The sequence below is a fragment of the Streptomyces sp. A1136 genome (assembly GCF_004795055.1).
Lineage (GTDB): Bacteria > Actinomycetota > Actinomycetes > Streptomycetales > Streptomycetaceae > Streptomyces.
The window spans coordinates 79,303-105,336 of the sequence record NZ_SSBJ01000020.1 but is presented as its reverse complement, the minus strand read 5'-3'; the positions used below and the strand labels follow the sequence as shown (position 1 = coordinate 105,336).

At 73.9% G+C, this 26,034-nt stretch carries 19 protein-coding genes and 1 pseudogene; 11 read left to right on the top strand and 9 right to left on the bottom strand.

All coding sequences use genetic code 11. The features are described from left to right. Window positions 1-16: 16 nt before the first annotated feature. The 5 genes from E6R62_RS20690 to E6R62_RS20665 all read right to left on the bottom strand — a co-directional run bounded on the left by E6R62_RS20690 (window position 17) and on the right by E6R62_RS20665 (window position 7,666). Complete coding sequence (locus tag E6R62_RS20690) at window positions 17-2,311, bottom strand: molybdopterin-dependent oxidoreductase (protein ID WP_136214972.1); 2,295 nt, start codon at window positions 2,309-2,311, stop codon at window positions 17-19. A 180-nt stretch (window positions 2,312-2,491) separates the two neighbouring features. Continuing rightward, window positions 2,492-3,112 (bottom strand): TetR/AcrR family transcriptional regulator, encoded by a 621-nt coding sequence (locus tag E6R62_RS20685; RefSeq protein WP_136214971.1) that lies wholly within the window; start codon window positions 3,110-3,112, stop codon window positions 2,492-2,494. A 35-nt stretch (window positions 3,113-3,147) separates the two neighbouring features. Next, complete coding sequence (locus E6R62_RS20680) at window positions 3,148-4,512, bottom strand: hypothetical protein (protein WP_240801793.1); 1,365 nt, start codon at window positions 4,510-4,512, stop codon at window positions 3,148-3,150. Further along, a complete protein-coding gene (locus E6R62_RS20675; RefSeq protein WP_136215033.1) occupies window positions 4,509-5,339 on the bottom strand; it encodes a hypothetical protein in 831 nt (276 codons plus the stop codon). The genes E6R62_RS20680 and E6R62_RS20675 overlap by 4 nt, the downstream gene beginning before the upstream one ends. Before the next feature lie 179 nt (window positions 5,340-5,518). Then, window positions 5,519-7,666 carry a right-handed parallel beta-helix repeat-containing protein gene (locus E6R62_RS20665; protein WP_136214970.1) on the bottom strand — a complete coding sequence of 716 codons (2,148 nt, stop codon included), beginning with the start codon at window positions 7,664-7,666 and terminating at the stop codon, window positions 5,519-5,521. Window positions 7,667-9,482: 1,816 nt separating this feature from the next. Between E6R62_RS20665 and hmgA the strand changes: the two genes are divergently transcribed. Continuing rightward, complete coding sequence (gene hmgA / locus E6R62_RS20660) at window positions 9,483-10,814, top strand: homogentisate 1,2-dioxygenase (protein ID WP_136214969.1); 1,332 nt, start codon at window positions 9,483-9,485, stop codon at window positions 10,812-10,814. A gap of 51 nt (window positions 10,815-10,865) precedes the next feature. Next, on the top strand, window positions 10,866-11,615 hold the full coding sequence (locus tag E6R62_RS20655; protein WP_136214968.1) for a GntR family transcriptional regulator: 750 nt from the start codon (window positions 10,866-10,868) through the stop codon (window positions 11,613-11,615). A gap of 22 nt (window positions 11,616-11,637) precedes the next feature. On the opposite strand, the gene E6R62_RS39645 is transcribed toward E6R62_RS20655, so the two are convergent. Further along, window positions 11,638-11,805, bottom strand: coding sequence for a hypothetical protein (locus tag E6R62_RS39645; RefSeq protein ID WP_168714121.1), 168 nt, complete (start codon window positions 11,803-11,805; stop codon window positions 11,638-11,640). A 159-nt stretch (window positions 11,806-11,964) separates the two neighbouring features. Between E6R62_RS39645 and E6R62_RS20650 the strand changes: the two genes are divergently transcribed. Together E6R62_RS20650 and E6R62_RS20645 are read left to right on the top strand one after the other, a co-directional pair. Further along, window positions 11,965-13,089, top strand: a complete 1,125-nt coding sequence (locus E6R62_RS20650; protein WP_168714123.1) for a type ISP restriction/modification enzyme — start codon at window positions 11,965-11,967, stop codon at window positions 13,087-13,089. Window positions 13,090-14,301: 1,212 nt separating this feature from the next. Then, a complete protein-coding gene (locus E6R62_RS20645; protein WP_136214966.1) occupies window positions 14,302-15,525 on the top strand; it encodes a CaiB/BaiF CoA-transferase family protein in 1,224 nt (407 codons plus the stop codon). A 284-nt stretch (window positions 15,526-15,809) separates the two neighbouring features. Here E6R62_RS20645 and E6R62_RS20640 read toward each other — a convergent pair whose 3' ends face one another. Next, window positions 15,810-16,079, bottom strand: coding sequence for a hypothetical protein (locus E6R62_RS20640; RefSeq protein WP_136214965.1), 270 nt, complete (start codon window positions 16,077-16,079; stop codon window positions 15,810-15,812). Window positions 16,080-16,364: 285 nt separating this feature from the next. Here E6R62_RS20640 and E6R62_RS20635 point away from each other — a divergent pair. Next, a pseudogene (locus E6R62_RS20635) lies at window positions 16,365-18,049 on the top strand (serine/threonine-protein kinase). On the opposite strand, the gene E6R62_RS20630 reads toward E6R62_RS20635, so the two are convergent. Further along, on the bottom strand, window positions 17,986-18,798 hold the full coding sequence (locus E6R62_RS20630; RefSeq protein WP_136214964.1) for an SGNH/GDSL hydrolase family protein: 813 nt from the start codon (window positions 18,796-18,798) through the stop codon (window positions 17,986-17,988). The pseudogene E6R62_RS20635 and the gene E6R62_RS20630 sit on opposite strands and share 64 nt — an antisense overlap. A 190-nt stretch (window positions 18,799-18,988) precedes the next feature. On the opposite strand from E6R62_RS20630, the gene E6R62_RS20625 reads away from it, so the two are divergent. Together E6R62_RS20625 and E6R62_RS20620 are read left to right on the top strand one after the other, a co-directional pair. Next, complete coding sequence (locus tag E6R62_RS20625; protein ID WP_206308788.1) at window positions 18,989-20,098, top strand: DUF5925 domain-containing protein; 1,110 nt, start codon at window positions 18,989-18,991, stop codon at window positions 20,096-20,098. Between the two features lie 116 nt (window positions 20,099-20,214). Continuing rightward, on the top strand, window positions 20,215-20,757 hold the full coding sequence (locus E6R62_RS20620) for an FABP family protein (RefSeq protein WP_136214962.1): 543 nt from the start codon (window positions 20,215-20,217) through the stop codon (window positions 20,755-20,757). A 23-nt stretch (window positions 20,758-20,780) separates the two neighbouring features. Here the strand turns inward: E6R62_RS20620 and E6R62_RS20615 are convergent, their stop codons facing one another. Continuing rightward, window positions 20,781-21,173 (bottom strand): GntR family transcriptional regulator, encoded by a 393-nt coding sequence (locus E6R62_RS20615; RefSeq protein WP_240801792.1) that lies wholly within the window; start codon window positions 21,171-21,173, stop codon window positions 20,781-20,783. A 72-nt stretch (window positions 21,174-21,245) separates the two neighbouring features. On the opposite strand from E6R62_RS20615, the gene E6R62_RS20610 reads away from it, so the two are divergent. The 4 genes from E6R62_RS20610 (at window position 21,246) to E6R62_RS20595 (ending at window position 25,823) form a co-directional block, all read left to right on the top strand. Beyond that, a complete protein-coding gene (locus E6R62_RS20610) occupies window positions 21,246-22,211 on the top strand; it encodes a GNAT family N-acetyltransferase (RefSeq protein ID WP_136214961.1) in 966 nt (321 codons plus the stop codon). Further along, window positions 22,208-22,720 (top strand): DUF402 domain-containing protein, encoded by a 513-nt coding sequence (locus E6R62_RS20605; RefSeq protein ID WP_136214960.1) that lies wholly within the window; start codon window positions 22,208-22,210, stop codon window positions 22,718-22,720. The genes E6R62_RS20610 and E6R62_RS20605 overlap by 4 nt, the downstream gene beginning before the upstream one ends. A gap of 247 nt (window positions 22,721-22,967) precedes the next feature. After that, a complete protein-coding gene (locus E6R62_RS20600; RefSeq protein ID WP_136214959.1) occupies window positions 22,968-24,020 on the top strand; it encodes a M4 family metallopeptidase in 1,053 nt (350 codons plus the stop codon). A gap of 306 nt (window positions 24,021-24,326) precedes the next feature. Continuing rightward, window positions 24,327-25,823, top strand: coding sequence for a M4 family metallopeptidase (locus E6R62_RS20595; protein WP_136215031.1), 1,497 nt, complete (start codon window positions 24,327-24,329; stop codon window positions 25,821-25,823). The last annotated feature ends 211 nt before the right edge of the window (window positions 25,824-26,034 follow it).

Below are 26,034 nucleotides of genomic sequence, written 5' to 3'. Positions count from 1 at the left end.
CGAGCAAAACCCCAGCTCAGGGCAGGGGTGTCAGCTCGACGGGGAACCCGTTGAGGACGGCGGTGCCCGACAGCGGGTCCAGCCGGGTGCCGTCCAGCAGTTGGTTCACGTTGACTCCCGGGTCGGCGGCGGCGACCGACAGTCTGGACCCGGCCCGGTCGTGTCCCCAGCCGTGCGGGAGGCTCACCACTCCGCTGCGGACGCTGTCGGTGATCTCCACCGGGACGTCCAGGGCGCCGCCGTCGGCGGTGATCCGGGCGCGGCCGCCGTCGGTGAGCCCGAGCCGGTCCGCGTCATGGGGGTGGACCTGGAGGGTGCAGCGGTTGGAACCTCCGACCAAGGCCGGGACGTTGTGCAACCAGCTGTTGTTGGACCGCAGATGGCGGCGGCCCACGAGCACGAGGGCGGCGGGGCGTTCGGCGAGCGCCGCGCGCAGCCTGGGCAGCTCGGCCGCGATCGGGTCCGGCAGCAGCTCGATCCTGCCGCTGCGGGTCCTGAGCACGCTCGGGAGCCGGGGGCGCATCGGGCCCAGGTCGATGCCGTGCGGGTGGGCGAGTACCCGCTCCAGGCCGAGGCCGCCCTCGGGTGCGCCATCGGTCCCGCGTCCGGACGCGCCCGGACGCACTTCGGCGGCGGCTTCGGCGTGCGGCTCGCTGCCGAACCGGTCACCGTACGGCCCTAGCCGGAGCATCAGATCGAGCCGCCGCTCGGGGCCGGTTTCGCCGGTGAGCAGGCCGGCGAGACGCGCCGGGTCCTCGCCGTGCAGGGGCGAGTGCGGGTCGGCGGTCTCCTTGCGGAGGGTGGCCTGGATGGCCGTTTCGTCGACGGCGGACGGCGCGGCGGCGCCGTGCATGCCGGAGACGGCGAGGACGAGACGGGCGTGGATCTCGCACTCGTCGAGCCGGTCGGCTTCGAGGGGCACGGCCGGCCGGGTGTAACGCACTTGGTTGCGGATGGCGAAGCCGTTGAAGGCGAAGTCGTGGTGCGCGCTCTGACTGGGTGGCGGCGGGGGGAGGACGACATGGGCGTGGCGGGAGGTCTCGTTGAGGTATGGGTCGACGCTGACCATGAAGTCGAGACCGGCCAGGGCACCGTCGAGGCGGCGGCCGTCGGGGGCGGACAGCACCGGATTGGCGGCGATGGCGATCAGCGCCCGGATGCGTCCCTCCCCCGGCGTCTCGATCTCCTCGGCCAGCGCGGCGGTGGGCAGTTCGCTCTTGACCTCGGGGTGGCCGCTGACCCGGCTGTGCCACCGGCCCATGGCGAACCCCTTGCCGGGACCCGCGGGCCGGGGCCGCGGGCCGGCGGCCGGGAGCGGGAAGAGGGCTCCGCCCGGGCGGTCGAGGTTGCCGGTGAGGATGTTCAGTACGTCGACCAGCCAGCTGGCGAGGGTGCCGTACTCCACGGTGCAGCTGCCGATCCGCCCGTACACGGCGGCGGTGGGCGCGGCCGCGAGTTCGCGGGCGAGGGCACGGATCTCGGTGGCCGGGAGGTCGCAGGCGGGGGCGACGGCCTCAGGAGTGAAACTCGCGAGCGCGGTGCCGAGTTCCCCGAGTCCTTCGGTGTGTTCCGCGAGCGGTCCGGGGACCGCGAGCCCCTCGGCGAGCAGGGTGTGCGCGAGCGCGGCCAGCAACAGGGCGTCGCTGCCGGGGCGCGGGGCGAGGTGCCGGTCGGCGAGCCGGGCGGTGCGCGTACGGCGCGGATCGACGACGACCAGCTTGCCGCCGCGTGCGCGCAGCGCTTTGAGCAGCCCGGGGAAGTCCGGAGCGGTGCACAGGGAGCCATTGGACTCGACGGGGTTGGCGCCGAGCAGGAGGAGGAAATCGGTGCGTTCCAGGTCGGGGACCGGGATGGCGAAGGGGTCGCCGAAGAGCAGCCCGCTGGAGACGTGCTTGGGCATCTGGTCCAAGGTGCTGGCGGTGAAGAGGTTGCGGGTGCCGAGCGCCTTGAGGAGCAGCGGGGGGTAGAGCGCGCCGGCCATGGTGTGGACGTTGGGGTTGCCGAGGACCACGCCGACGGCCTGGGCTCCGTGCTCCCGGACCAGGGCGGGCACGGCGGCGGCGATGGCGTCGTAGGCCTCTTCCCACGTGGCTTCCCGAAGGACGCCGTCACGGCGGACGAGGGGGGTGCGCAGGCGGTCGGGGTCGGCGTCGAGGGCGCCGAAGGAGGCGCCCTTGGGGCAGATGAAGCCGCGGCTGAACACGTCGTCGCGGTCGCCCCGAGCGCCGGTGACGGTGGTGCCCTCGATGGTGAGGGTGAGGCCGCAAGTGGCTTCGCACAGGGGGCAGATGCGCAGGGCGGTGCGGGGCATGGACCCTCCAGAGGGCGGCAGGCCGCGGCGGCGGGCCGACGGCGCACCGAGCATACCGACCGGTAGGGAGGTTGGGGAGGGGTAAGCAACCTATTCGGTTCCCGCAGGCTGCCGGCGCCCACGGCCGACGACGGGCCGGGGCTTCGGCCGGCGACGGGCCCGGGGCTTCGGCGACGCGGATCAGTCCAGCACCCTGGCGAGGTACGCCCGCATCATGGCCCGGGTTTCCGCGACGATGCCGGGGTCTCCCGCGGGGTCGGTCCGGAACGCGAGTTGGATGAGCGCGTCGGTGGCTTCGACCGCGACCAGGACCGCCCGCTCCAGGGTGACGTCGGGAACGAGCCCGAGGTGGCGCGAGAGCAGTTCGGTGAGCCGGACGGCCACCAGGTGGTTCGGGTCGGCCGCCGGTCCCTCGGGGGGCGGGGCGGGCACGCCGAAGTCCACGAGGGCGAAGCCGGGAACGCTGCGCTTCATGGCCAGGTACTCGTCCAGCACCGCGTCCACGACGGGCTGCCAGTGGGTGCCCGGGAGCGCGGCGAGCCGCTCTTGGATGCCCTCGGCGTAACGGTCCAGGTTGCGGTGCGCAAGGGCGATGGCCATCGCCCGCTTGTTCCCGAAGAAGCGGTAGACCGATCCGATGGGCACTCCGGCGCGCTGGGCCACGGCGCGGGTGCTGAGGTCTTCGTACCCGGTCTCGTCGAGCAGTTCCGCGCAGGCGTCGAGGATGCGGGCGAGGCGGTCGGCGCTGCGCTGCTGGATCGGGGTCCGGCGCATGGGCTGGGCGGGGGGCACGGGGTCCATCATGCCGCTCCTGGCGGGTGCCGGGGGCGGCGGTCTCAGTTCAGCAGGAGGCTGAGGCCGCCGATGGTGTACGTGATCATCAGCGCGAGCAGCGGCAGTTGTCCGGCGACGGCCTTCGCCGGCGGGAAGAGGCGTACGGAGCGGTCGTGGGCCGCGACGACTCCGAGGACGTGGCCCGTGACCACCGCGACGACCTGAAGGGCGGCGAGGGCCCCGGGACCCAGTGGGGACAAGGGTTCCGGGGCGTTGTCAGTGCCCAGTGCCATGCTTACTGTGCGTGGTCCTTCGGTGACGAGGAGGGAGAGGTAGTGGGCGGTGAGATAGCCGAGCGATATCGGCACGAGTGAGTGCGCGAAGGCGGTCAGCGGGCCGGGGTGCGGGCCGCTGACGAGGCGGGTGGCCGCCGCGCACAGGCAGTAGAGGGTGGCGACGAGGGCGATGGAACCGAGGAGTCCGAGGGTGGCCGCGAGGGTTCGGCCGAGAGGGGAGGTCTGTATCGCGTTGATCCAGGAGGGGTTGTCGGAGAACCCGTCGTAGGCGGTCGAGCCGAGCAGGACACAGACGGTGGCGACGAGTCCGGGCCGCTCGGGCGTCGCGTCGAGTCCGTGGAAGGGGTTGCGCAGGACGAGGCGGCCGTCGTCACGGCGGCCGAACGGGGAGAGGCGGGCCAAGAGGGCGGAGTACGCCTCGAAGGCGTCTCCGTCGGCGAACCAGTCCTCGCCGAAGCGGGCGGCGAGGGCGAGTTGGAGGGCGGTGTAGCCGCCGAGGGCAAACAGGAGGGTGGTGGTTGAAGCGGGATCAGGCGAGACGAGCTCAAGCCAGGTGAAGCCGAACAGCCCGACCGCGGCGGGCCATTGGCCGAGCCCGTGCGGGAGCGGCCGGCCGGGGCGGGGCAGGGCCCGGACGAGCAGCCGGTGCAGGGTGCGCAGGGGGTTGAGGAGGCGCCAGACGGGACCGAAGAGGAGGGAGGCGGGGACAAGTCCGACCCAGAGGAGGACGTAGACGGCGCCGGGAGCGGGGTTTCGGGCCGGATCGTCGGGACCGAGGAGGAGGTGGAGGAGTACGGCGAGGGCTGCGGCGAGGCCGAGTCCGCGCAGGGTGGTGCGGGTGGCCGGCGCGTCGGCCACCCGCTGGAGCCCGGCAGGCAGGGCGAGTCCGGAGCGGTCGCCGCGGAAACGGGAGGTGGACCAGAGCAGGCCGAGGGCGAGGAAGGAGACGAACAGCGCGGCGAAGGCACCCGCGAAGGCATAGAAGGGAGATATGGGCAGGTCGTGCTGGGACCCGATCCCGTGCGCGAGGAAGGTGACGGCCGGATCGGCCGGGTGCGGGACCACGTTCCGGCCACCGCAGTCACCTCCCGCGCACAGGGTGGGTACCAGGAGCGGTCGCGGTGGGGTCATCGGACGAGGAGCTGGGTCAGGACGAGTCCCGACTCGTGGGTCTCGACCTCGAACAGACCGGTGCGGTCGGCCGTCAAAATAAGCGTGACCTCCTGACCTGCGGGCAGGGCGAGTTCCTTGTCGTAGCCGTGGACGTGCAGGGTGTCCGCGCGGTCGCTGGTGACCCGAAGGGCCACGCGTTCGCCGTGCGTCACCTCGATCCGGCCCGGGGGCGGGGTGACCTTGCCGGCCCGGACGGTGAGGGTGACGGTCCGGTCCGCCTCCTGGGTGGTCGGTGGCGAGGTGGGGGCGGCATGGGTGTGGCCGGCTTCGCCGGAGGCGCCGCCGGTCAGCGGGACGGACGCCTCCACCGCCTTGCCGGCGACGGCCCAGGCGGTGTGGTCGTCGGCGTACAGGCGGACGGTGAGGGTGTGCGCGCCTTCGGGCACCTGGGTCGCGGGCAGGTGGAACCAGGGGCCGTACACCCTGGCCAGATCGCGGCCGTCGAGCTCCAGGTGGGCGTGGCCGGCGCCGGGGAGGGCGGCGCCGCCGGTGCTGTCTGGGGTGAAGCGGAAGTTCGACACGGTCAGTTGGAGGTTCCAGCCGTCCTCCGAGTCGGGGCGCGCCGTGAGGCGCACCTGAGGTGCGCCCTCGGCCGCGACTTCCCGGAGGTGGTGGCCGGCGCCGTCCTGGGCGGGCAGCAGGGTGCCGACGTTGCCGGAAGCCTGCTCGTGGCTCGTACCCGGCTTGTGGTGGGTGGTGGCCCGGCCCCCGCAGCCGGCCGCCGCGCCGCCCGCGAGCAGGAGGAGGAGCGCGACCAGGGCCGCGTTCCGGGCGGTGTGGGCGATCCGGCGGGGCGTGCGCGGCCGGTGGCGGAGGAAGGGCGCGGGGTGGGCGAGTGCGACGGGGTGGGAGAAGGGGGCGGCGTGGGAGAAGGGGGCGGGGGCGGGGTGGGGAAGCGGGGTGCAGACGTCGCAGGTGACGCGGTCGGCAGCGGAGGGGCCAGGGTGGTCGGCGGGTCGGTCGGTCACTGGGGGCCTCCGGTCGTGGTGGCCGGTGAGTCCGGGGTGGCGGCGGTGCTCAGGGTCGGCTCGGGGCCCGCCGGGACGGGGACGCGGTCGCCATCCGGGTCGCCGCCGGGGCCGGCGGGGCGGCCCGGGGTGGCGCCCGGTCGGGCGGAGGCGACGACCGCCCACAGGACCCAGAGCACCGCCACGAGGCCTCGTATCCAGGCGGGACCGAGGGGGATCCAGGGGATCATCAGTACGGCCTTGTCGAACGCGTCGAGCAGGGTGAGCACGCCCAGCAGCAGGGTCAACCGGGCGAACCAGGGCCGGGTCGGTCGCAGCGCCAGGCCGACTCCCGACCACCAGAGTCCCAGGAGCAGAAGGGCGAGGGCGGGGACGAAGGTCGGGTCGAGCGTCGTGGTGGAGCCGGCGACATCCAACACCAGCCCGGCCACGCCCAGCAGCGAAGCGGCTGTCCCGAGCCGCGAGCGGCGAAGGCGGCGCCACCACAACACGCCTCCGACCAGCAGCAACACGGCGGCGACGGCGAGTGCGATCTGGGTCTCCACCCGCTCCAGGCCGCGGGAGCCGTACCAGTCGCACCCTGCGGGGAGTTTGCGCGCTTGGACGTTGTAGTCGGCGCAGACGAGTAGCTGGACCAGCTTGACCGGTTCGCCGGCCAGGCGCGCGGAGCCGCCGGAGACGGAGCCGCGGCGGTCTCCGCACTCGGGCAGGGTGCCGGGGGTCGAGCCGTCCGGCCCGGCCTGCCAGCAGTTGCCACTGCCCTGGCCGTCCCACCACACGTCCATGCCGTTGGGGCGGGAGGCACCCGACTTGTCCTTGCCGAGGACGTTGCCGGCGTAGCGGTTGTGGTGGGAGGTGTCCGCCTGCTTCGACCACGCCTCCTCACCGCGGATGAACGCGGGCACGGCGCTGAGGAAGAAACCCGCGCGCCGCTGTCCGTACACCCAGTTGTTCTCGTACAGGTTCCAGTTCCCGCCCGCGGTGATGATGCCCGTGCCCGGTGGCATGGAGATCTGGGGGCAGACCACGCCCTGTTCGTAGCCGCGCTCGATGGGCGGCTTGGCGCAGGTGCCGTTCGCGACGTTCGGGTAGTAGTCCGCGTTGTTGTCGTGGATCAGGTTCCGCTCGAACTTGGCGTGGTTTTGCGGTAGACCGGGGTGGCCGGGGAAGGCGCTGTCCATCGAGGCGCCGCCCATGTTCTGGTCGAAGTCGTTGTCGTGCACCCAGACCGAGTCTCCGGCGGTGCCGGAGTAGCCGACCATGTTGTGGTGGCTGTGACAGCCGGTGATCTCGATGGAGTAGCGCGGGACGTCGTAACCGCGGCGGTCGTTGATGTTGGAGGCGCTGCCGGGATAGATGCCGGAGTCCCCGTTCCCGTACGACTCGCAGTTCTTGTAGAGGCCGTGGTCGCTGGCGAAGGTCAGGAAGCCGTATTCGTCGTTCCAACGGGTCAGTACGTCGTCGATGACGAAGCCGTCGCCGGCGAGCACGTAGAGCGAGTTGAAGGTGGTCCGCTGGGCGGTGAAGTTGCGGAAGTAGACGCCGTTGGACTTGTCCGCACGGATGGCGTTGAGCTTTTGGTACTTGGCGTCGATGACCACGTCCAGTCGGGAGGCGCCGGTGCCCTCGATCTGGAGGTCCGTCTTGCCGAGGATGGCGACCAGGTTCTGGTTGTGGCGGCACTGCTCCTGCTGCTCGTACGACAGGATCTGGTAGCCCAGCGCGGAGTTCGGGGCCTTGAGGTGGGCGCACTCCCCTGTGGGCTTGGGGAGCGAGGGCTCCTCCTCGTACAGGCCGGGCAGGATCGCGATGTTCATCCCGGGCCGGTCCACGGCGTCGACGGCGTCTTGGAGGTGGCGGTAGCCGCTCTTCTCGCAGCGCTCGTACAGGGCGAGGTTGCGCTGCCTGAGGTCTTCGGGGAAGGCGGATATCCGGCGCTCGAAGTCCGGGCGGTCGGTCTTGCAGACCAGCAGGTCGGGCTCGGCGGCGCGGTAGCGGGGTACGGAGCCGGTTCCGTCGGGGAGGGTGACGGGGCGCTCCTCGTGCGCGGCGGCGGTGGGCGCGGCGACGAGGAGGGACAGGAGAGCGAGGAGGGCGGCGGGGAGCATCGCCGGCACGGCAGGAATCCTGCGGGTCCACGACATGCGCGAGAGAGTAGAGCAATGTTCACCTTTCCGGATCCCCTCGGGCACGAATCACGTCGAACTGCGTTCTGGGGTGCCGGTCTTCGCGCGGTGGCGGCCCGGCCGCGACCCGGGTGGGGCCGTTGTCGACCGGGGCGGGCGAGGCCGCCGGGGCCCCCTTCGTCGGCGGGGGCTGGGCGTTGGCCTCGCCGCCCGGGGCTCGGTGGCGGAGGCGTCGGGACATGCGGCTCCCGGGCCCTGCCGGCGCCAAGGGTCGGCGCCGGCTGCGGGCGCGACCGGGAGAGACCGGGGTCGCCGTGATCGCGTACGCGGGGCCTGAGCGCGGGGCGCGGGGTGCGGGGCCTGAGCGCGGGGTGCGGGGCGCGGGCGTCGATCCGGAGCGGTGCCCCCCAAGCCCTGGGGGGGCCGGCGCCTTGGCACCGCGCCGGGAGCGGGACCACACGACACGGGCGAGTACGCGTCGCGTGCGGCGCCCGGTGATGGCTCGCGGTGCGGCCGGCTCGGGCGGGGCTTGCGGGCGGGGAAGCCGCTCGGCCCAGGGGCCCTGCCTGGCAGCTACCGGGTAGGGACCGCTGCAGACCAGGGTGCCGTGCGGCGCTGACGGCGAGCCTCTGGCTCCCGGTCCTACCGGGGCCAAGGCCGGCGAGTGGCCCGGGGGAAGGCCGTACGTGCGACCGGTTGGGCCTGGGTCGCCGTGATGCCCAGGCCCTGTCGCCAAAGTGCCTCCTGGCCCGGGCTGCCCGGTGCCGCAGCTCGCCGCGTTGGCGGAGCGCCCGATTACGTCCAGTACACGGGCGCCCCTCCGCCTTGCGATGCACGGCCCCGGACGCCCTTGGCCCGGCCTCAACGGCGCTACTTTGAAGACAGGACCCAGGGGGAGTCCGAGTCCCGGGCTGCGGGAGCGGAGCGCCGAGCCGAAGCGGCGCGCCCTTCGGGCAGCCGCAAGGCCGCCGCCAAGCCGGATCGGCGCGCCCAGCGCCCCCGTCCAGGTGAGCCGGGGCCTCCGCGGACCGCATCGGGAAAGCGCGCGTGCGGCACTGCGGGGGCCGCTGCCGAGGGCCCCCCACCCCGGCCCCCGCGGACGCCGACCCCGGGGGCTCCGTCCGGACAAGCACCACGAGCGCCACCCCCGCCCCGGCGACGGGACCACGACCCCTGGGTCCCCGCCCCTACCCTCGGGCGCCCGACCCCGGCTGCTCCGGCCGGACAGCACCCCGGACGCCCGGCCCCGGGGGCTCCGTCCGGGCAAGCATCATGGGCGCCACCCCGACCCCCGCCACGGGAGCACGACCCCCCGGCCCCTCGGACGCCGACCCCGGGGGCTCCGTCCGGGCAAGCACCATGGGGCGCCACCCCCGCCCTGGGGCCGCGACCCCCGACCCCCGGGTCCCGACCCCCGCCACGAGGCCACGCCCCTTGGATCTCCGACCCCACCCCCCGGCGCCCGACCCCGGGGGGGGCTCCGGCCGGACAGCACCCCGGGCGCCACCCCCGCCCCGGGGGCCGCGACCCCCGACCCCCGGGTCCCGACCCCCAAACGCCGCCGCCCCTCGCCACGGGGCCACGACCTTCCAACCCCCGGGCCCCCGGTCCCGGGCCCCTCGGACGCCGACCCCGGAGGCTCCGGCCGGACAGCGCCCCGGGTACCGCCCGATCCCTGGACGCCCGCCCCCGCCCCCGGCGCCCCCGCACCAGGCCAGTACCCCGCCACCCAGTGGCGGACAGGGGGCGCGCCAGGGCGGGGGGCGTTGACGGGGGGTGGGACAGAATCCTACTGTCAGGCATAGGATTCCTACGGCAGACACGGGAGCGTTGCATGAGTGACGGCGGCAGCACCAGCGAGCAGGCCTCGAAGATCGCGGAAGGGCTGGCGTACCTCACCGGCTTCGGGAACGAGCACAGCTCCGAGGCCGTTCCCGGGGCGCTCCCCCATGGCCGGAACTCGCCCCAGCGTTCCCCGCTCGGCCTCTACGCCGAGCAGCTCAGCGGCAGCGCGTTCACCGAGCCCCGTACCCACAACCGCCGCTCCTGGCTCTACCGGATCCGCCCCTCGGCCGCGCACCCGCCCTTCACCCGCGTCGACAACGGCGCCCTGCGCACCGCGCCCTTCACCGAGACCGTCCCCGACCCCAACCGCCTGCGCTGGAACCCGCTCCCCGACCCGGCCCCCGGCACCGATTTCCTGGCCGGCCTCTGGACCCTCGGCGGCAACGGCGACGCCACCCAGCGCACGGGCATGGCCATCCACCTCTACGCCGCCAACGCCCCCATGACGGACCGGGTGTTCAGCGACTCCGACGGCGAGCTGCTCATCGTCCCCGAGCGCGGCGGGCTGCTGCTGCGCACCGAGTTCGGTCTGCTCAGCGCCCGCCCGGGCGAGATGGCGCTGATCCCCCGCGGCGTCCGCTTCCGTGTCGAGCCGCTGGACGCGGACGCCCGCGGCTACGTCTGCGAGAACTACGGGCAGCCCTTCGAGCTCCCGAACCTCGGTCCGATCGGCGCCAACGGCCTGGCCGCGGCGCGGGACTTCCGGGCGCCCGTGGCCGCGTACGAGGACGTCGAGCGTCCGACCGAGGTGGTCAACAAGTTCTGCGGGAACCTCTGGTCCGCGACCTACGACCACTCCCCCCTCGACGTGGTCGCCTGGCACGGCACGCACACCCCGTACGTGTACGACATGCGCCGCTTCAACGTCATCGGCTCCATCAGCTTCGACCACCCGGACCCGTCGATCTTCACCGTCCTGACCTCGCCCTCCGACACCCCGGGGCTCGCGGGCGTGGACTTCGTCGTCTTCGCGCCGCGCTGGCTGGTCGGGGAGGACACCTTCCGCCCGCCGTACTTCCACCGGAACGTGATGAGCGAGTACATGGGCCTGATCGAGGGCGCCTACGACGCCAAGGCCGAGGGCTTCGTGCCCGGCGGCGGCTCGCTGCACAACATGATGTCCGCGCACGGACCGGACCGTGAGACCTTCGACCGCGCGAGCGCCGCGGAGCTGAAGCCGCAGAAGATCGACGACGGTCTGGCCTTCATGTTCGAGACCCGTTGGCCCGTCACCGCCACCGCCCAGGCGGCCGGCGCCGAACACCTCCAGCGCGGGTACGACGACGTGTGGCAGGGTCTGGAGCGCCACTTCCGCGCCTGACGGGCGTCGGTCGTCAAAGTCCCGCAGGTCCCGCCCGTACGGAGAAACACCGTGACCGCCTTCGCCCCCGACTCACTGGTACTGAACCGGAAGCTCCCGCTCTGGTACCAGGTCTCCCAGTCGCTGCGCGCCTCGATACTGGGCCGCGCCCCGGACGCCTCGCTGCGGCTGCCCACCGAGGAGCAGTTGGCCGAGCACTACGGGGTCAGCGTGCTGACGATGCGCCAGGCGCTCAAGGAGTTGGAGGGCGAGGGGCTGATCAGCCGGCACCGGCGGCGCGGGACCTTCATCGAACCGGGTGCCCGGCGCGGGGCTCCCGTCCGGCTGCTCGGTTCGGTGGACGCGATCGTGGCCCAGCAGTCGGGCGAACGTACGACGATCCTCGGCCACTCCCGCGTGGTGGTGGCCGGGGACCTGTTGGAGCACTTCCCGGACACCGCGGAGGTGGTCACCTACCGCCGCCTGCGCCACGACAGCCAGACCGGCGAGCCGAGCAACTGGGCGGAGAACGCGGTCCTGCCCGAACTGGCCGCCGCGATCGACCCGGCGGATCTGGAGCGCTGGCCGATGACGAAGGTGCTCCGGGACATCGTGGGTGTGAAGATCAGCCGGATCACCGACACCGTGGAGGCACGGCTCGCCGACCCGGAGACGGCCGATTTGCTGTGCGTCCCGCTGCTCAGCCCGATCCTGCACTACACGGGCGTGACGTACGACGAGGGCGGGCGGGTGGTGGACGTCGCACGCATCCGCTACCGGGGCGACCGGTTCTCCTTCTCGGTGACCGTCGACGCCACCTGAGCCACCGCTGCCCGGGCCCCGGTCAGCGCTTCTTCTCCTCGTCCTCCGAGCCCCGCTCGCCCTCCGCCTGGGACGGCGTTCCGCGCATGGTCTGCGGGTGCCGCTGTCCCTTCTCCTTCTCGTCCATGTCTTCGTCGAGGCGCTCGCCCTCCGCCTGCGACGGGGTCGAGTATTCGTCGTACTGACTCATGACCGCCTCCTGCCGGAAGTGCCCACATAATGCCCACATAGGCCTACACAAGGAGCGTAACGCTTCGGCCGGGACCGGGCCCGGCCGTCGCTCGCCGTCGATACCATCGGCCGCGTGAGCACCGACGTACCGCCGCAGAACCCGCTGCTGGACGATCTGATGCCCTGGGCCGTGCGTCCTCTGCGCCTGGGACGGGACTGGGTCGCGGCCCCCGACCCGGCGACCTTGCGGGCCCGCTGGACGGCGCTCGCCGCCGCGAAAGGCACCGAACAGGAGCGGTTGTTCCGCCCGGCCAGGGGGCGTACGCCGGCCACGGGCGCGGCCGCGCTGCCCGGGCAGCGGTCCGCCACGGCCCCCTTCGCGGCAGCGCCCGGCCCCTGCCCGCAACCCGTACGTGTCCTGCGCGCCCCCTTCGACGAGCAGTGGCTCCTGCCGGACCAGCGGCTCATCGACGCGGCCCGTCCCGAGCTGTGGCGGGTCCGCGACGATCGGCAACTGTTCCTCGTCGAGGCTCCCGAACCGCTGGTCACCGCCCACCTCCCGGTCGGCCGGCTCGGTCGCCTGCGCCCCCTTCACCGGCGCCCCGGCGGCGCGGAGCCCAACCTGGCGCCGGGGCTGCCGGCCCTGCTGGGCGAGCGGTACGGCGGCCCGGTCGCCACGGAGGACGTCCTGTGCTGGATTCTGGCGGCGTCCCGACCCGGGCCCAAGGGGGTCCCCGAGGTCCCCCTCACCGCCGACCCCGAGCGCTGGCGCGCCGGCCTGGAACTGGGCCGGCGGCTGCTCGCGGTCCAGTTGCGCGGGGCGCGGGGCGGGGACGCGCCCCGGCTGCCCGGCGGGCGCCGGCCGTACGTCCGCTCGGCGGTCACCGCCTGGCCGGACGGACTCGCCTACGACCCGGAGACCGAGACGCTGCCCCTCGGGGGCGGCAGCATCTCCCCCGTCCCGGCGGGCGTGTGGGAGTACGAGACCCAGGGCGCGCGGGTACTGGAGGCCTGGTTCGCCGCCCGCACCGCGCACCGGGCGGCGGGGGCGGAGGGGCTGGAGGCGCTGGGCCCCGTCGAGTGGCCGCAGGCGTGGACCTCGGAGCTGCTGTCGCTGGTGACGACCCTGGCGCTGCTCGCCGATCTGGCCGCAACGCGGGCGGCGTTCGAGCCGGGGCCGACGGTGTCGGTCGGGGACCTCGAAGCCGCCGGGGTGCTGCCGCCGCCCCGCTGGGCCCGGCGCCCGGCCTCCGTCCTGGACCACCGGGAGGAGGGTCCGGGCGGCCAGTTCGCCCTGCTGTAGCGGCGGCCCCGCGCCGCCCGCCGAAGGGACGTTCCGCCCGTCGAAGCGGCCGGCCGGCGCCCGCGTGGCGACCGGCCGACCCCTACGCTCCCGGTCCGCCCGGGTACGGCGGTCCCGCCGGGCCTAGGGGTGCCCGGCCCGCCGCAGGCCGCGACAACGGGCGACGGCCGACCGCATCCGCGCGGGTCGGCGGGCATGCCCGCCCTCCGGCGCGGTGAACGGCGGCCGACCTCGGACAGGGGCCTGCCGTTGCGCCGTCGGCGCGAGCAGCACCAAGGGGTGGGCGCCGCGCTCAACGCCCCTGTACGGCACGCGCGTCGCCCGCAACGCCCCGGTACGGCACGCACCGCGCTCGCGGCGCCGGTCGGGCCCCGCCGGGTGGCCGCGCGGAGCCACCCGCGCGCTGCGGCGGTCCGCAGGTCGAACGGGCAGGCACCCTTCCCCTGCCGCCGTGGAGCGGGACCGCGCCGCCCCGAGGACGGCGCGGGCGCCCGGCGGGTGGTGCTCCGAAGCCCGTCGCGCCCGCCCGCCCCGCGTCAGCGCCATCGCGAACAGCGCCGGTCTCGACGGATCGAGCCCTGTGTCGGTTCGGCGGATGGGCCCCGGCGCCGTTGGCACGCGGCCCGACCGGGCGGAGGCGAGGCGGTCAACCGCCTCGCCCGGGGCGAAGCGCGCCGCCTCTCGGCGCCGCTCCGGCAGGGGCCCCGTATCCCCGTGGGCGGACGGCACCGGCTCCGGTGGAGTCGGCGCGGAGATGCGAGGCCGTGGAGCAGGTCCGCCGACGCGCCGGGCCGAGCCACCAGCGGGCCGGCGTCCCTCTGCCCTTGCCGGTGCCCGCACCGTCCCTGCCCGGGGCCGGCTGCCCACGGCGCGGGCGGGCTCAGCCTCGCGGTGCCCGGCCCTCGGTGCCGGGGCCGGGCCGTCGTCCACGGGGTGTTCAAGGGCGGCGGGACGAGCGGGGTGGCGAGGATGCCGGGCGGTCGAGCGGTGTCCGAGCCGTACGACCGCCGACCCGGCGCTCGTGCCACTTGTCCGACACGGCGGTGCGCCCGGGGTGCCTCGGTGCGCCGAGTCCACCCGCCTCAGCGCCGGCGGCGGTGCCGCGACCGTCCCGCCCGCCATCCGCCGGCGGCAAACCGGGGACGGGACCTGACGAGATCTCGGCACTGTGCGGGATGACAGGCGCGGGTCCCGGCGGGTAGGCAGGTGGTCATGGCTCCCGATACGCACCCCGCGCCGCCCGTCGCCGATCCGCTGCCCCTCGACGGCGTCACCGTCGTCGCCGTCGAACAGGCCGTCTCGGCCCCCTTCGCCACCCGCCAGCTCGCCGATCTCGGAGCTCGGGTGATCAAGGTCGAGCGTCCCGACGGGGGCGACTTCGCCCGCGCCTACGACACCACCGCCCAGGGCCTCGCGTCGCACTTCGTCTGGGCCAACCGCGGCAAGGAGTCGATCGCGCTGGACCTCAAGAATCCGCGCGGCAGGGACGTCCTGCACGGCCTGCTGGACGGTGCCGACGTCTTCGTCCAGAACCTCGCCCAGGGCGCCGCCGCCCGGCTCGGCCTCGACTCGGCCGCGTTGTGCGCCCGCTACCCGCGGCTGATCGCCGTCGACATCTCCGGGTACGGCGCCGAGGGCCCGTACGCCCACAAGCGCGCCTACGACATGCTCGTGCAGTGCGAGGCGGGGCTGGTGTCGGTGACGGGCACCCCGGAGCAGCCCGTGAAGGCGGGGATTCCGGCGGCCGACATCGCCGCCGCCATGTACGCGTTGTCGGGGGTGCTCGCCGCCCTGCTGCGCCGCGGGACCACCGGGCGCGGCGGCCGGGTGGAGGTGTCCATGCTGGACGCGCTCGCCGAGTGGATGGGGCACCCCCTGCACCACACGATGCACGGCGGACGCCAGCCGGCACGGACCGGCCTCGCGCACGCCGTCATCGCGCCCTACGACGCCTACCCCACCGCCGACGGGGACCGCGTCCTGCTGTCCGTGCAGAACGATCGCGAATGGCGCCGCCTCACCGAACAGGTGCTGGAACGACCCGAGTTGGCGGACAATCCGGCGTACGCGACGAACGCCGCCCGCACCCGGGGCCGGGAGAAGACCGACACGGTGGTGGCCGAGGCGCTGGCCGGGCTGGACGCGGACGAGGCGATCGGGCGCCTGGAGGCGGCGGGCATCGCCTGTGCGCGACTGAACTCGGTGGCGCGGCTGGCCGCGCACCCGCAGTTGGCCGCTCGCGACCGCTGGCGGGAGGTGGGGTCACCGGCGGGCCCGCTGCGGGCGCTGCTGCCGCCGATCGGGCTGCCCGACGGCCCGCCGCCCAGGATGGGGGCGGTACCCGCGCTGGGCGAACACACCGACGCGCTGCTACGGGACCTGGGGATGACCGACGGGGGGATCACCGCGCTGCGCCGGGACGGCGTGATCGCCTGAGCGGGACGGCGGCGGGGACGGAGTCCGTCGACGCGGCCTCGCGACCGCGGCCGAACCCCTGCGCAGCGGGGCCCGGGAACCCCGGCGCGGGCGCGCGCCGGGTTACCGGAATGCCGAGGGGCCGCCCGATACCGTGAGAGCGCCGGTACCGAGGGGCCGCCCGGAAGGGCCGGGGCACGCCGCGGCCGACCCGAGGGCACAGCCGGAGCGCACTGTCGGACGAGCCGTGGACAAGACGGGGCCGGGGATCGCGACCGGAGCGACCGGCCGCCTCGCAGGGGCAGTTACGAGCGGCGGCTGCCGAAGAGCGTGCGCCGCAGCCGGCGCAGCGGCGCGAACAGCGCGACGCGCGCGCTCCGGCTCCGCTGGACGTGCGTGTGGTCGCGGGAAGTGAGTTCGCGCATCAGCAGGGTCGCCTCGGCGGCCTCGTGGTGCGGGACGGCGGGTCCGCCCAGCACGGCGAGGTGGCGGTCGAGGCGCGAGCTGGTCGCACTGCTGCCGCAGGTGATGGCAGGCACGCGGGGCGGCCTGCTGCGCATTGCTATCTGTTCCATGTCTCTCCCCACCCGTACGAGGGCACCCGGCCCGGGCAGGTTAACCCTATCGTCCCCACGTCGCCCCCGGGTATCCCGGTGGTGTGAATTACCCCTATACCTACGGGGAGTTGACGATTACTCAGCGCAGTGGACGATCACTCTCCGCAGCGATGGAAGGGCGTCCGGGGCGCCTCGGGGGCGCCTTCGCGGCAGTCCTGTCACCACCCGTGTCAAGCCGCTTCCGCTGCGGTAACTCGGAGTGATCATCCGGTGACGGACTCGGGGGCTCCGGTGAGCGGGAACATGGATGAGGGCGGGCGTGTCGTCGCGGGCCGGTACCGGCTGTCGGGTCCGCTGGGTCGGGGCGGCATGGGCATCGTGTGGCGGGCCCGGGACGAGGTGCTCGGCCGTGAGGTTGCGGTGAAGGAGGTCCGGGCCCCGGCGGGGATGGACGCCGCCGAGGTCGAGCGGATGTACCGGCGGTTGGAGCGGGAGGCCTGGGCCGCGGCGCGGATGTCGCACCGCGGGGTGGTGACGGTCTACGACGTGGCGACCGAGGAGGGGCGCCCCTGGATCGTGATGGAGCTGGTGCGGGGCCTCTCGCTGGCGGAGGTACTGGAAGGCGAGGGGCCGATGAGTCCCCAGCGGGCCGCGCACGTCGGCGAGCAGGTGCCGGCCGCGCTGCGGGCGCGCACGAGTCGGGGGTGGCGCACCGGGACGTCAAGCCCGCCGACGTGCTGATGGCCAATGACGGCCGGGTGCTCCTCGGGGACTTCGGTATCGCGAGCCTGGAGGGCTCTTCGGCGATCACGATGACCGGCGAGGTGGTGGGGTCCCCCGAGTTCCTCGCGCCCGAGCGGACGTCGGGCCGCGGGCCGGGGCCCGCGTCGGACCCGTGGTCGCTCGGGGCGCTGTTGTACGCGGCCGTCGAGGGGGTTTCGCCGTTCCGCCGGGACACCCTCCGCCGGGACACCCCGCTGTCCACGCTGCGGGCGGTGGTGGAGGACGAGTTGCCGCCGCCGCGCCGGGCCGGACCGCTGGCGCCCGTACTGGAGGGGCTGCTGCGCAAGGCCCCGGCCGGGCGGTTGTCCGCGGCGGAGGCGGCCCCGATGCTGCGGGTCGTCGGCGCGGGTGGGACCGTACGGGACCCGGGCGGCCCGGCGGCCGGGCCGAACGCGGCGACGACCCCGTTGTACGGACGCGACCCGGCGCCCGGCCCCTACGGCCCGGCGCCCCTCGCCCCTCGGGACTCGGCTCCGCGAGCCCAACGGACACGGGTCGGGCTGGTGCTGACGATCGGGATCGTGGTGCTGTTGCCGGCGGTGGTCGTCCTGGGCCGGCTGCTGCTCGACGGACACGAGAAGACGGACGCGAGCGGCGGAAGCGTCGGGAGCGGCCCCACAGGCTCGGCGCAGCCCTCCACGAGTCCGACGCCCGTCCCCTCCGCCTCGCCCTCGCCGAGCGGCGCCCCGACGCCCGCGCCCAAGGTGACGCTGTACGTCCATACCCTGCGCGGCGGCTACCGCGGCGCCTGCCCGCCGCGTCCGGCCGACGCGCCCGCCTTCACCGGGACGATCGAGGTGGACGCCGTGCCCGCCGAGGTGGAGTACCGCTGGGTGACGCGCGGCGGGGCCGCCTCGAACGCCGGCTGGCAGAGCGTCACGTACGAGGCGGGCGGCGCCAGGACCCGACAGTTCGACCACACCGAGTCCGACCGCGGGACCGGTGGGGGCTTCGCCGACGCGGCGCGGCTGGAGGTGCGCCGACCCGCCCGGGCGGTCTCGGCTTGACTGGACTTCTCCGTGACGTGCGAGGAGGAGACCCCGACGGCCGGGGCCTCCTCCTCCGCTCCACCGACCGCCACCGGCTCCCCGAGCCCGTCTCCGGACCCGGGAGCACGCCGTAGCGGCCGGACCGGCGCGCCTTACGCCTTGCCGGCGAAGACGGGCAGGTATCCGCTCGACTGCCCCGTGGCGGTCGGGTGGTAGGACTCCCCGATGTCGGCCCAGTTGAGGCTGTGGAGCCAGGCGCTTCCGGAGCAGATCTCGTGTCCGGTGAAGGCGCCGGTCACCGAGGCGAAGGTGAAGCCGTGGTTGGCGGCGCGTTTGGCGATGGCGGCGTTGAGGTAGTCGGCGGCGCCGTTGATGGCACTGCGTTCGCCCTCGGTCAGTCCCGCGATGCAGGAACCGTTCAGCTGGTAGAAGCGGGGATAGCCGAGGACCACCACGTGGGCCGACGGGGCGCGGCCGGCGATGGCGTTGTAGACCTGGTCGAGTTGGCCGGGGAGGGTGGAGTCGACGTACGCCTTGGCCTGGTTGACGCGGTTGACGCAGGTGGACTCGGACTGGAGTACACAGGTCGTCATGACGTCCGAGAATCCGGCGTCGTTGCCGCCGATGGTGATGCTGACGAGGTCGGTGCCGGAGTTCAGCGGGCCGAGCTGCCCGGAGAGGACGTCACCCGTCCGGGCGCCCGAACAGGCGGCGAAGGAGAAGGTCTGCGGGGAGTGGGCGGCGGCCCACAGGGCCGGATAGGCCCGGGGTGTGCGCTTGCAGTCACCGCTCCCGCTGTCGTAGTTGCCGGAGCCCACGCCGGAGGAGTACGAGTCTCCGAGGGCGACGTAGCCGAAGTCGGCCTGGGCGGAGGCGGCCGCCTGGCCTGCGCCGAACAGGGCGGTGCCCGCGGCGAGTAAGAGGGCGGAGGTGAGGGTGGCGAAGCGCGACAGGCTCTTGCTCATGTGTGCGGCTCCTAGTGGGGGTTACTCCTGAGTCGTTGGTACAGCGAGCACGGCCTGGCTGGAAGTGTTCATGCCAAGAATGTTCGAGGCAGAATCCGCTCCGAACCTTCACCGACGCGGGGTTTGAGGAGGAAACCCGAGCACCCGATCCGGCGAAACACGGGTGCGGGACCCCGGTCCGTGCCGGATCATGGGCGCCATGTCAGCCAACCCGCACGACGCGCTGCCGATCCGGCTCACCCTCGACGACAGCGACTCACCGTCCGACGTCGTCGACGCCCTCTTCCTCGGCCGGTTCGCGTCCGGCGAGCAGCCGTACTCGCACAGCGTCTCCATCGAACGGGTCAAGGCGGAGGCCACCTTGCTGCCGCCCGGCGCCACCGTGCTGCGCTCGGCGCGCGACAGCGACCGCAGTGCCACGCTCGCCGAGGGCGACGGTTGGACCGTGCTCGTGTCGCGCTGGAGCCGGGGCGCGGACGTGACGGTGACGGCCGTCGACGACGAACTCGCGGTGCTCGTGCTGGACCAGGCCACCGAAGGGGCGCTGGACGAACCCGAACCGCAGCCCGAGAACGTCACGATGGGGTTCTGGTACGTCTCCCCGCGCCGCGGCCCCTACCGCACCACCCGGCAGATCGCGGCGGGCACCTGGGCGGAGGTGCGGCCCAACTACACCGCGCCGGTGGCCGAGGCGATGGACCGGCTGATGAAGGTGACCCCGGACGACATCGCGGGCCGGCTGCTCCTGCTGCACGGGCCGCCCGGTACCGGGAAGACCTCCGCGCTGCGGACGCTGGCCCGGTCGTGGCGGGACTGGTGCCAGGTGGACTGCGTCCTGGACCCCGAGCGGCTGTTCAACGACGTGGGTTACCTGATGGACATCGCGATCGGCGAGGACGAGGGAACGGCCAAGGGCCGCTGGCGACTGCTGCTGCTGGAGGACTGCGACGAGCTGATCCGCGGCGAGGCGCGCCACCAGGCCGGGCAGGCGCTGTCCCGGCTGCTGAACCTGACGGACGGCCTGCTGGGCCAGGGCCGCAACGTCCTGGTCGGGGTGACGACCAACGAGGACCTCGAACGCCTGCACCCGGCGGTGGTCCGCCCGGGCCGCTGCCTGGCCCGCATCGAGGTGGGGCGGCTGACGCCCCGTGAGGCGACGGACTGGCTCGGCACCGACGAGGGCGTCTCCCGCGAGGGCGCCACGCTGGCCGAACTCTTCGCCCTGCGCCGCGGTACGGGACCGACGGCGGCCCTCCTGCCGCCGCAGGGCCACGGCGCGGAACCGGGACTCTACCTGTAGCTCCCGCCCGGACGGCCCCCGGGCGACGACAATGGCCGCGACGGCCATGGCCGCGACGACCGCCCCGCCGCACCCGGGCAGCCCCGGCGGACCCGGCACACCGAACAGGAGTCCACGTGCTCGAACCGGCGCAGGAGAACCCCTACCCCGACACCCACGTCCTCGGCGAGGGTCCGGAGCCGCACCCGCAGCTGCGGCCCGTGCTGGCGCTCATCGGACGCTGGCACGGCCGGGGGAGCGGCGAGTACCCCACGCTGGAGCACGGGTTCCGCTACGAGCAGGAGGTCACCTTCAGCCATGACGGAAGGCCCTTCCTGCGCTACGAGTCCCGCGCCTGGTTGATCGACGAGGCGGGCACGGCCCTGCGCCCGTCGGGGCGGGAGGTCGGCTGGTGGCGGGTGTTGCCCGACGCCTCCCTGGAGGTGGTGCTGGCCCACCCGACCGGCATCGTGGAGACGTACGTCGGCCGGGCCCGCGGTTCGGAGTTCGAGATGGCGACGCGGACCGTGTCGCTGACCCCCCGGGCCAAGGAGGTGACCGGGATGCGCCGTCGGTACACCCTGGAGGGCGGGGAGCTGGTCGTGGTGCAGGAGATGGAGGCCATGGGCCAACCGATGCGGCATCACCTGATGGCGCGGCTCGCCTTCCGGAAGGCCTGACCGGCGCCCCTGCCGTGCGGGCTTCACGCGCCGTAGCGCGCCCGCAGGGCCTCGTCCGCCGCGGCGGCGGCCTCGGCGCGGGTCAGGCCCAGCCGGTGGGCGCGTTCCGCGAACGCCTGCGCCGCCGCGGCGGCTTCCCGGGCGGCGGAGTCCCCGGCGGCGGCGACGAACGTCCCGTTGCGCCCCCGGGTCTCGATCACGCCGTCCGCCTCCAGGGCCCGGTACGCCTTGGCGACCGTGTTGGCCGCGAGCCCCAGTTCCTCCGCCAGTCCCCGGACCGTCGGGAGTTTGAATCCGGTCGGCAGCCGCCCGGCGCGAGCCCCGTCCGCGATCTGCGCGCGCAGTTGCTCGTACGGGGCGGCGGCGCCGGCCGCCCCGTCGATCTTGATCTTCAGCTTGGTCGAAGTCGAGGTCACGGGGCCGATTGTCCCCCACCGCGCCGTTAATTCGCAGGCGCCGGGGCGGCCCTGCGGCTTAGCGTCGGCCGCATGACCGTTTCGATCCGTGACCTGCGCACCGGTGATCCGGAGGACGCGGAGGCCGTCGTACGCCTGCGCCGGTCCGCCCTCCCGTTCATGATCAGCACCTCGGCGGGGGTGGCCCACGAGGTCGCCTCCGCCCACCCCGACAAGCGGCACCGCGTCCTGCTCGCCGAGCGCGCGGACGGCCGGGCCGTCGCCACCGCCCAGGTCGGCATCGCGCACGAGAGTCCCGAACCGGGCCGGGGCTACGTCAACCTCCAGGTCCACCCCGACCATCGCGGCCTCGGTGTCGCAAGCGCCCTGCTGCGTGCGGCGGAGGAGCACCTGACCGCCGCCGGCGCGGTGGAGGCGTACGCCTGGGTCCTGGACGGACCGGCCTACCACGCCTTCGCCGCACGGCACGGGTACCGGCCGGGCCGCTCCGCGCACTTCCTGCGCCTGGAGCTGTCGGCCGACACCCTGCCGCCGTATCCGGCCGTGCTGCCCCCCGGCGTCGAACTGCGCCCCGGCACCGCGTTCGCGGACGATCCGCGCCCGCTGTACGAGGCGGACGCGGAGGTCTCGTCCGACGAGCCGGGCGACCTGCCGGTGGACCTGGACGACTACGACAACTGGCTCACCGAGGTGTGGCACGAGCCCTCGCTCGACCACGACCTGACGACGGTCGTCCTCGTCGACGGCGTGGTGGCCGCCTTCGCGGCCGCCCGGACCGACGGGGCGGGCCGCTACGGCTCCGCGATGACCGGCACGCGCCGCGCCCACCGCGGTCGCGGCCTGGCCAAGCTCGCCAAGACCGTCTCACTGCACCGGGCCCTCGCGGCCGGCTACACCGAGGCGTTGACCGGCAACGACGCGGGCAACGCGCCGATGCTCGCCGTCAACAAGTGGTTCGGATACGAGATCCGCGCCACCGAGACCCGCTTCGCGAAGCGGCTCGCTCCCGGCTCGGTCCCGAAGGAAGTGACGGCATGACCGACCCGCTCACCGTCGCCCTCGTCAAGGCCGGCCGCACCAAGATCCGCTATCCGGCCGAACTCGTCGCCGACACCGGTGACCGGATCTCCGTGCGCGCTCCCTGGGCGGCGGCGGGCGCACGGGACTTCGGCTTCGTGCGCTTCGAGCCGGGCGACGTGTTCACCGAGCACTTCTGGCGCGGCCGCTGGTACGCGATCAAGGAGGTGCGGACGGGCCACGGGCACCTCAAGGGCTGGTACTGCGACGTGACCCGGCCGGCCGTGGTCGGCGAGGGCGAGATCGTGGTGGAGGACCTCGACCTCGACCTGTGGGTGTCGGCAGACGGGTCGGACATCCTGCGCCTGGACGAGGACGAGTTCGCGGCGAGCGGCCTCGCCGAGCGCGACCCGGAGGCCGCCGCGCAGGCCGTACGGGCCCTCGACGCCCTCGAAGCCCAGGCCAGGACCCCTGCCGGCCTGCCCGGCCTGCTCGCCTGGGCCGTGTCCTCCGGATCGGGCCCGGCATGATCCGAAAGACACGGCCCAGGCCCTGTCGGCGGTACCGGCCCCTGCGACCGGCCGTTGCGCGGACGCCCTGACCGTCGCGGCGCGGGAGGGGCCCGGTGCCCGGGCGCCGTCGCGTGCGCGCCCGGTCCCGGGCCGGCCGCCCACCCCACCCGCACCGTCACTTCCCTCCCGCCTCTGGTGCACGGGAGTCGGCGTGAGCGAGGATCACGGCCTCACCACGCCACCACTTCCTTACAGGAGGACGTCTATGGCTCGCCGCATACCCCGCGGCCTCGTCTGCGCGGGCACCGCCACCGCGGCGCTGTTCGCCCTGGCCGGTCCGGTCTCGGCCCTGCCCTCGGCACACCCCGCGACGGCGCCGCTGCCCCAGGCCCGGGTCTTCATGGTCAACCCCGTCCAGTCCTCCGGTGACCAGGCGTTGACCGACTCCAAGGACGGCGCCGACGCCGTGCCCGGCTCCGCCTACGCCCTGGCCTCGCTGCGCAACCTGGACGGCAGTGGCTCGCTGTCCGGGAAGTGGGCGTACGTCCGCTCCGACACCGGCCCCTCCGCGAAGACCTCGGAGGCCGCCGGGTACGACCGCGCCGACGACCGGTTCGAGCAGGTCATGGCGTACTTCTGGGTGAACGAGGCGCAGGAGTACCTCCAGGGCCTGGGCTTCGGGAGCGAACTGCCGGGAGCCAACGACCGCGCCCAGCCGGTGCGGATCAACCAGTGGGGCGCCGACAACTCGTTCTTCTCCGACAAGAAGGGCGAGATCCGCTTCGGCAAGGGCGGGGTGGACGACGCCGAGGACGCCGAGGTGATCGTCCACGAGTACGGCCACGCGGTGCACGACGCGCAGGTCCCGGGCTTCGGCACGTCCCCGGAGGCGGGTGCGATCGGCGAGGCGTTCGGCGACTACCTCGCGGTCGAGGTCGGCGCGCACGCGGACGACGTATACGGCTGGCCGCGCAAGACGGACCTGGCGTGCGTGGGCGACTGGGACTCGACCGACTACAGCGCGGCCCCGCACTGCCTGCGGCGGATCGACGGGTCCAAGGTGTACGCCGACCGGGTGGGCGAGGTGCACGCGGACGGGGAGATCTGGTCGCGCGCGCTCTTCGACATCCGGGGCGCGCTGGGTGCCCGTACGGCCGACCGGATCATCGTCAACGCGCAGTTCGGCTTCCGCGTGGACACCGACTTCACGGACGCGGCGCGGACGACGATCTCGACGGCGCAACGCATGTACGGCAAGAACGCGGCGGACGCCGTCCGCGCCGCCTTCGCGGCCCGGCGGATCCCCGGGATCGGGTAACCCCTGACCTCGCGCACGACCGCTTCCGCCCCGGGCCGTCGTCCCGGGGCGGTAGCGGAACAACTCCCTCCGAAACCGGGCGCATTCACCGCCGAGCGGACACCGCTTCGCGTTCTGCGGACAACGAGAAGGTCAAATTCTTGTTGCGCACCTGCCAATCCGGGGTGACTTCCTGGCACTGTCTCCCTCACTGCCCCCCACTGGCCAGCCAAGGAGCAACGAGTGACTCACCCCACGTCCTCAACCCCCACCTCCCGCAGCCGTGTTCACGCCCTCCGCGCCGCCGCCCTCGTCGCGTCCGCCGCGATGGTCGCCCTCGCCGTGCAGAGCGGCCCCGCCAACGCCGCCGCCGAGCGCGAGGCCGGCGCCACGGCCGTCTCGCTCACCGGGACGGCGCGCGCCTCCGCGATCGCCCAGGCGCAGTCCGACGCCCCGTCCACCGCCAAGGCCATCGGCCTCGGCGACCAGGAAGGGCTCGTGGCCCGGGACGTCGTCAAGGACGCGGACGGCACGGTCCACACCCGCTACGAGCGCACCTACGCCGGCCTGCCGGTTCTCGGCGGCGACCTGGTCGTGCACGCCAAGAACGGCGCGCGCTCCACCACGAAGGCCTACGGGGCCCCGATATCCGTGGACACCAAGACCGCTTCGCTCGCGGCCCCCAAGGGCGCCCGCAAGGTCGTCTGGGCCGTCGGCGGAGCGCCGGTGCCGGCCTGGGAGAGCGTCACCGAGGGCGTCGGCGACGACGGTACGCCGAGCAAGCTGCACACCGTCACGGACGCCCGCAGCGGCAAGGTGCTCTACTCCTACGACGCCATCGAGACGGGCATCGGCGCCAGCGAGTACAGCGGCTCCGTCACCGTCGGCACGAAGGCGAGCGGCTCGCAGTTCGAGCTGAACGACGCCGCCCGCGGCGGCCACAAGACCTACGACCTGGCCGGCGGCACGACCGGGACCGGGTCGCTGTTCACCGACGCCGACGACACCTGGGGGGACGGCACCCCCGCCAACCGGCAGACCGCCGCCGTCGACGCCCACTACGGCGCCGCCGTGACGTGGGACTTCTACAAGAACGAACTGGGCCGGCTGGGCATCCGGGGCGACGGCGTCGCGGCGTACTCCCGCGTCCACTACGGAAACGCCTACGTCAACGCGTTCTGGGACGACAGCTGCTTCTGCATGACCTACGGCGACGGCACGAACAACACCAAGCCGCTGACCGCGCTGGACGTGGCGGGACACGAGATGTCGCACGGTCTGACCGCCTCGACGGCGGGGCTGCGCTACACCCGGGAGTCCGGCGGCCTCAACGAGGCCACCTCCGACATCTTCGGCACCTCGGTGGAGTTCTACGCCGCCAACTCCTCCGACCCCGGCGACTACCTCATCGGCGAGAAGATCGACATCCACGGGAACGGCACGCCGCTGCGGTACATGGACAAGCCGAGCCGCGACGGCGCCTCCGCGGACTACTGGGACAAGAACGTCGGCCGCCTCGACGTCCACAACTCCTCCGGTGTCGCCAACCACTTCTTCTACCTGCTGTCCGAGGGGAGCGGCGCCAAGACGATCAACGGCGTCAGCTACAACTCCCCCACCGCCAACGGCTCCGCGGTGGCCGGCATCGGCCGGACCAAGGCGTACAAGATCTGGTACAAGGCGCTGTCGGTGTACATGACCTCCTCGACGGACTACGCGGGGGCGCGGGTGGCGACCCTCAAGGCCGCCGCGGACCTGTACGGGACGGGTGGCACCGAGTACCAGGCGGTCGCCGCGGCCTGGACCGCGGTCAACGTGAAGTGAGCCCCCTTCCTCAGGGGCCGCTTACCCCTGCCTTAAGAGGGGCCTAAGGATCGCCTCGGCGGCCCCGATCCGCGCGGAACCGCAGGTCGGGGCGGTTAGGTTGGCGGGGCCAGGGAGGGCCGGGACGGCGTCGGAGACACCTCGTGTCCGGGGACGCGCCGCCCGGCCCCCCTGGCGTACCCCACGACGCCACCGCCCGGAGGAGAACCAC

Bases quoted from the DNA above. Each gene is read 5' to 3' on its own strand.
- E6R62_RS20605 (WP_136214960.1), top strand. From the start codon at position 22,208: ATGACCGACCCGCTCACCGTCGCCCTCGTCAAGGCCGGCCGCACCAAG.
- E6R62_RS20630 (WP_136214964.1), bottom strand. From the start codon at position 18,798: ATGAGCAAGAGCCTGTCGCGCTTCGCCACCCTCACCTCCGCCCTCTTA.
- hmgA (WP_136214969.1), top strand. From the start codon at position 9,483: ATGAGTGACGGCGGCAGCACCAGCGAGCAGGCCTCGAAGATCGCGGAA.
- E6R62_RS20690 (WP_136214972.1), bottom strand. From the start codon at position 2,311: ATGCCCCGCACCGCCCTGCGCATCTGCCCCCTGTGCGAAGCCACTTGC.
- E6R62_RS20640 (WP_136214965.1), bottom strand. From the start codon at position 16,079: ATGGAACAGATAGCAATGCGCAGCAGGCCGCCCCGCGTGCCTGCCATC.
- E6R62_RS20610 (WP_136214961.1), top strand. From the start codon at position 21,246: ATGACCGTTTCGATCCGTGACCTGCGCACCGGTGATCCGGAGGACGCG.
- E6R62_RS20645 (WP_136214966.1), top strand. From the start codon at position 14,302: ATGGCTCCCGATACGCACCCCGCGCCGCCCGTCGCCGATCCGCTGCCC.
- E6R62_RS20595 (WP_136215031.1), top strand. From the start codon at position 24,327: ATGGTCGCCCTCGCCGTGCAGAGCGGCCCCGCCAACGCCGCCGCCGAG.
- E6R62_RS20625 (WP_206308788.1), top strand. From the start codon at position 18,989: ATGGGCGCCATGTCAGCCAACCCGCACGACGCGCTGCCGATCCGGCTC.
- E6R62_RS20680 (WP_240801793.1), bottom strand. From the start codon at position 4,512: ATGACCCCACCGCGACCGCTCCTGGTACCCACCCTGTGCGCGGGAGGT.
- E6R62_RS20685 (WP_136214971.1), bottom strand. From the start codon at position 3,112: ATGGACCCCGTGCCCCCCGCCCAGCCCATGCGCCGGACCCCGATCCAG.
- E6R62_RS20650 (WP_168714123.1), top strand. From the start codon at position 11,965: ATGCCCTGGGCCGTGCGTCCTCTGCGCCTGGGACGGGACTGGGTCGCG.
- E6R62_RS39645 (WP_168714121.1), bottom strand. From the start codon at position 11,805: ATGAGTCAGTACGACGAATACTCGACCCCGTCGCAGGCGGAGGGCGAG.
- E6R62_RS20665 (WP_136214970.1), bottom strand. From the start codon at position 7,666: ATGTCGTGGACCCGCAGGATTCCTGCCGTGCCGGCGATGCTCCCCGCC.
- E6R62_RS20600 (WP_136214959.1), top strand. From the start codon at position 22,968: ATGGCTCGCCGCATACCCCGCGGCCTCGTCTGCGCGGGCACCGCCACC.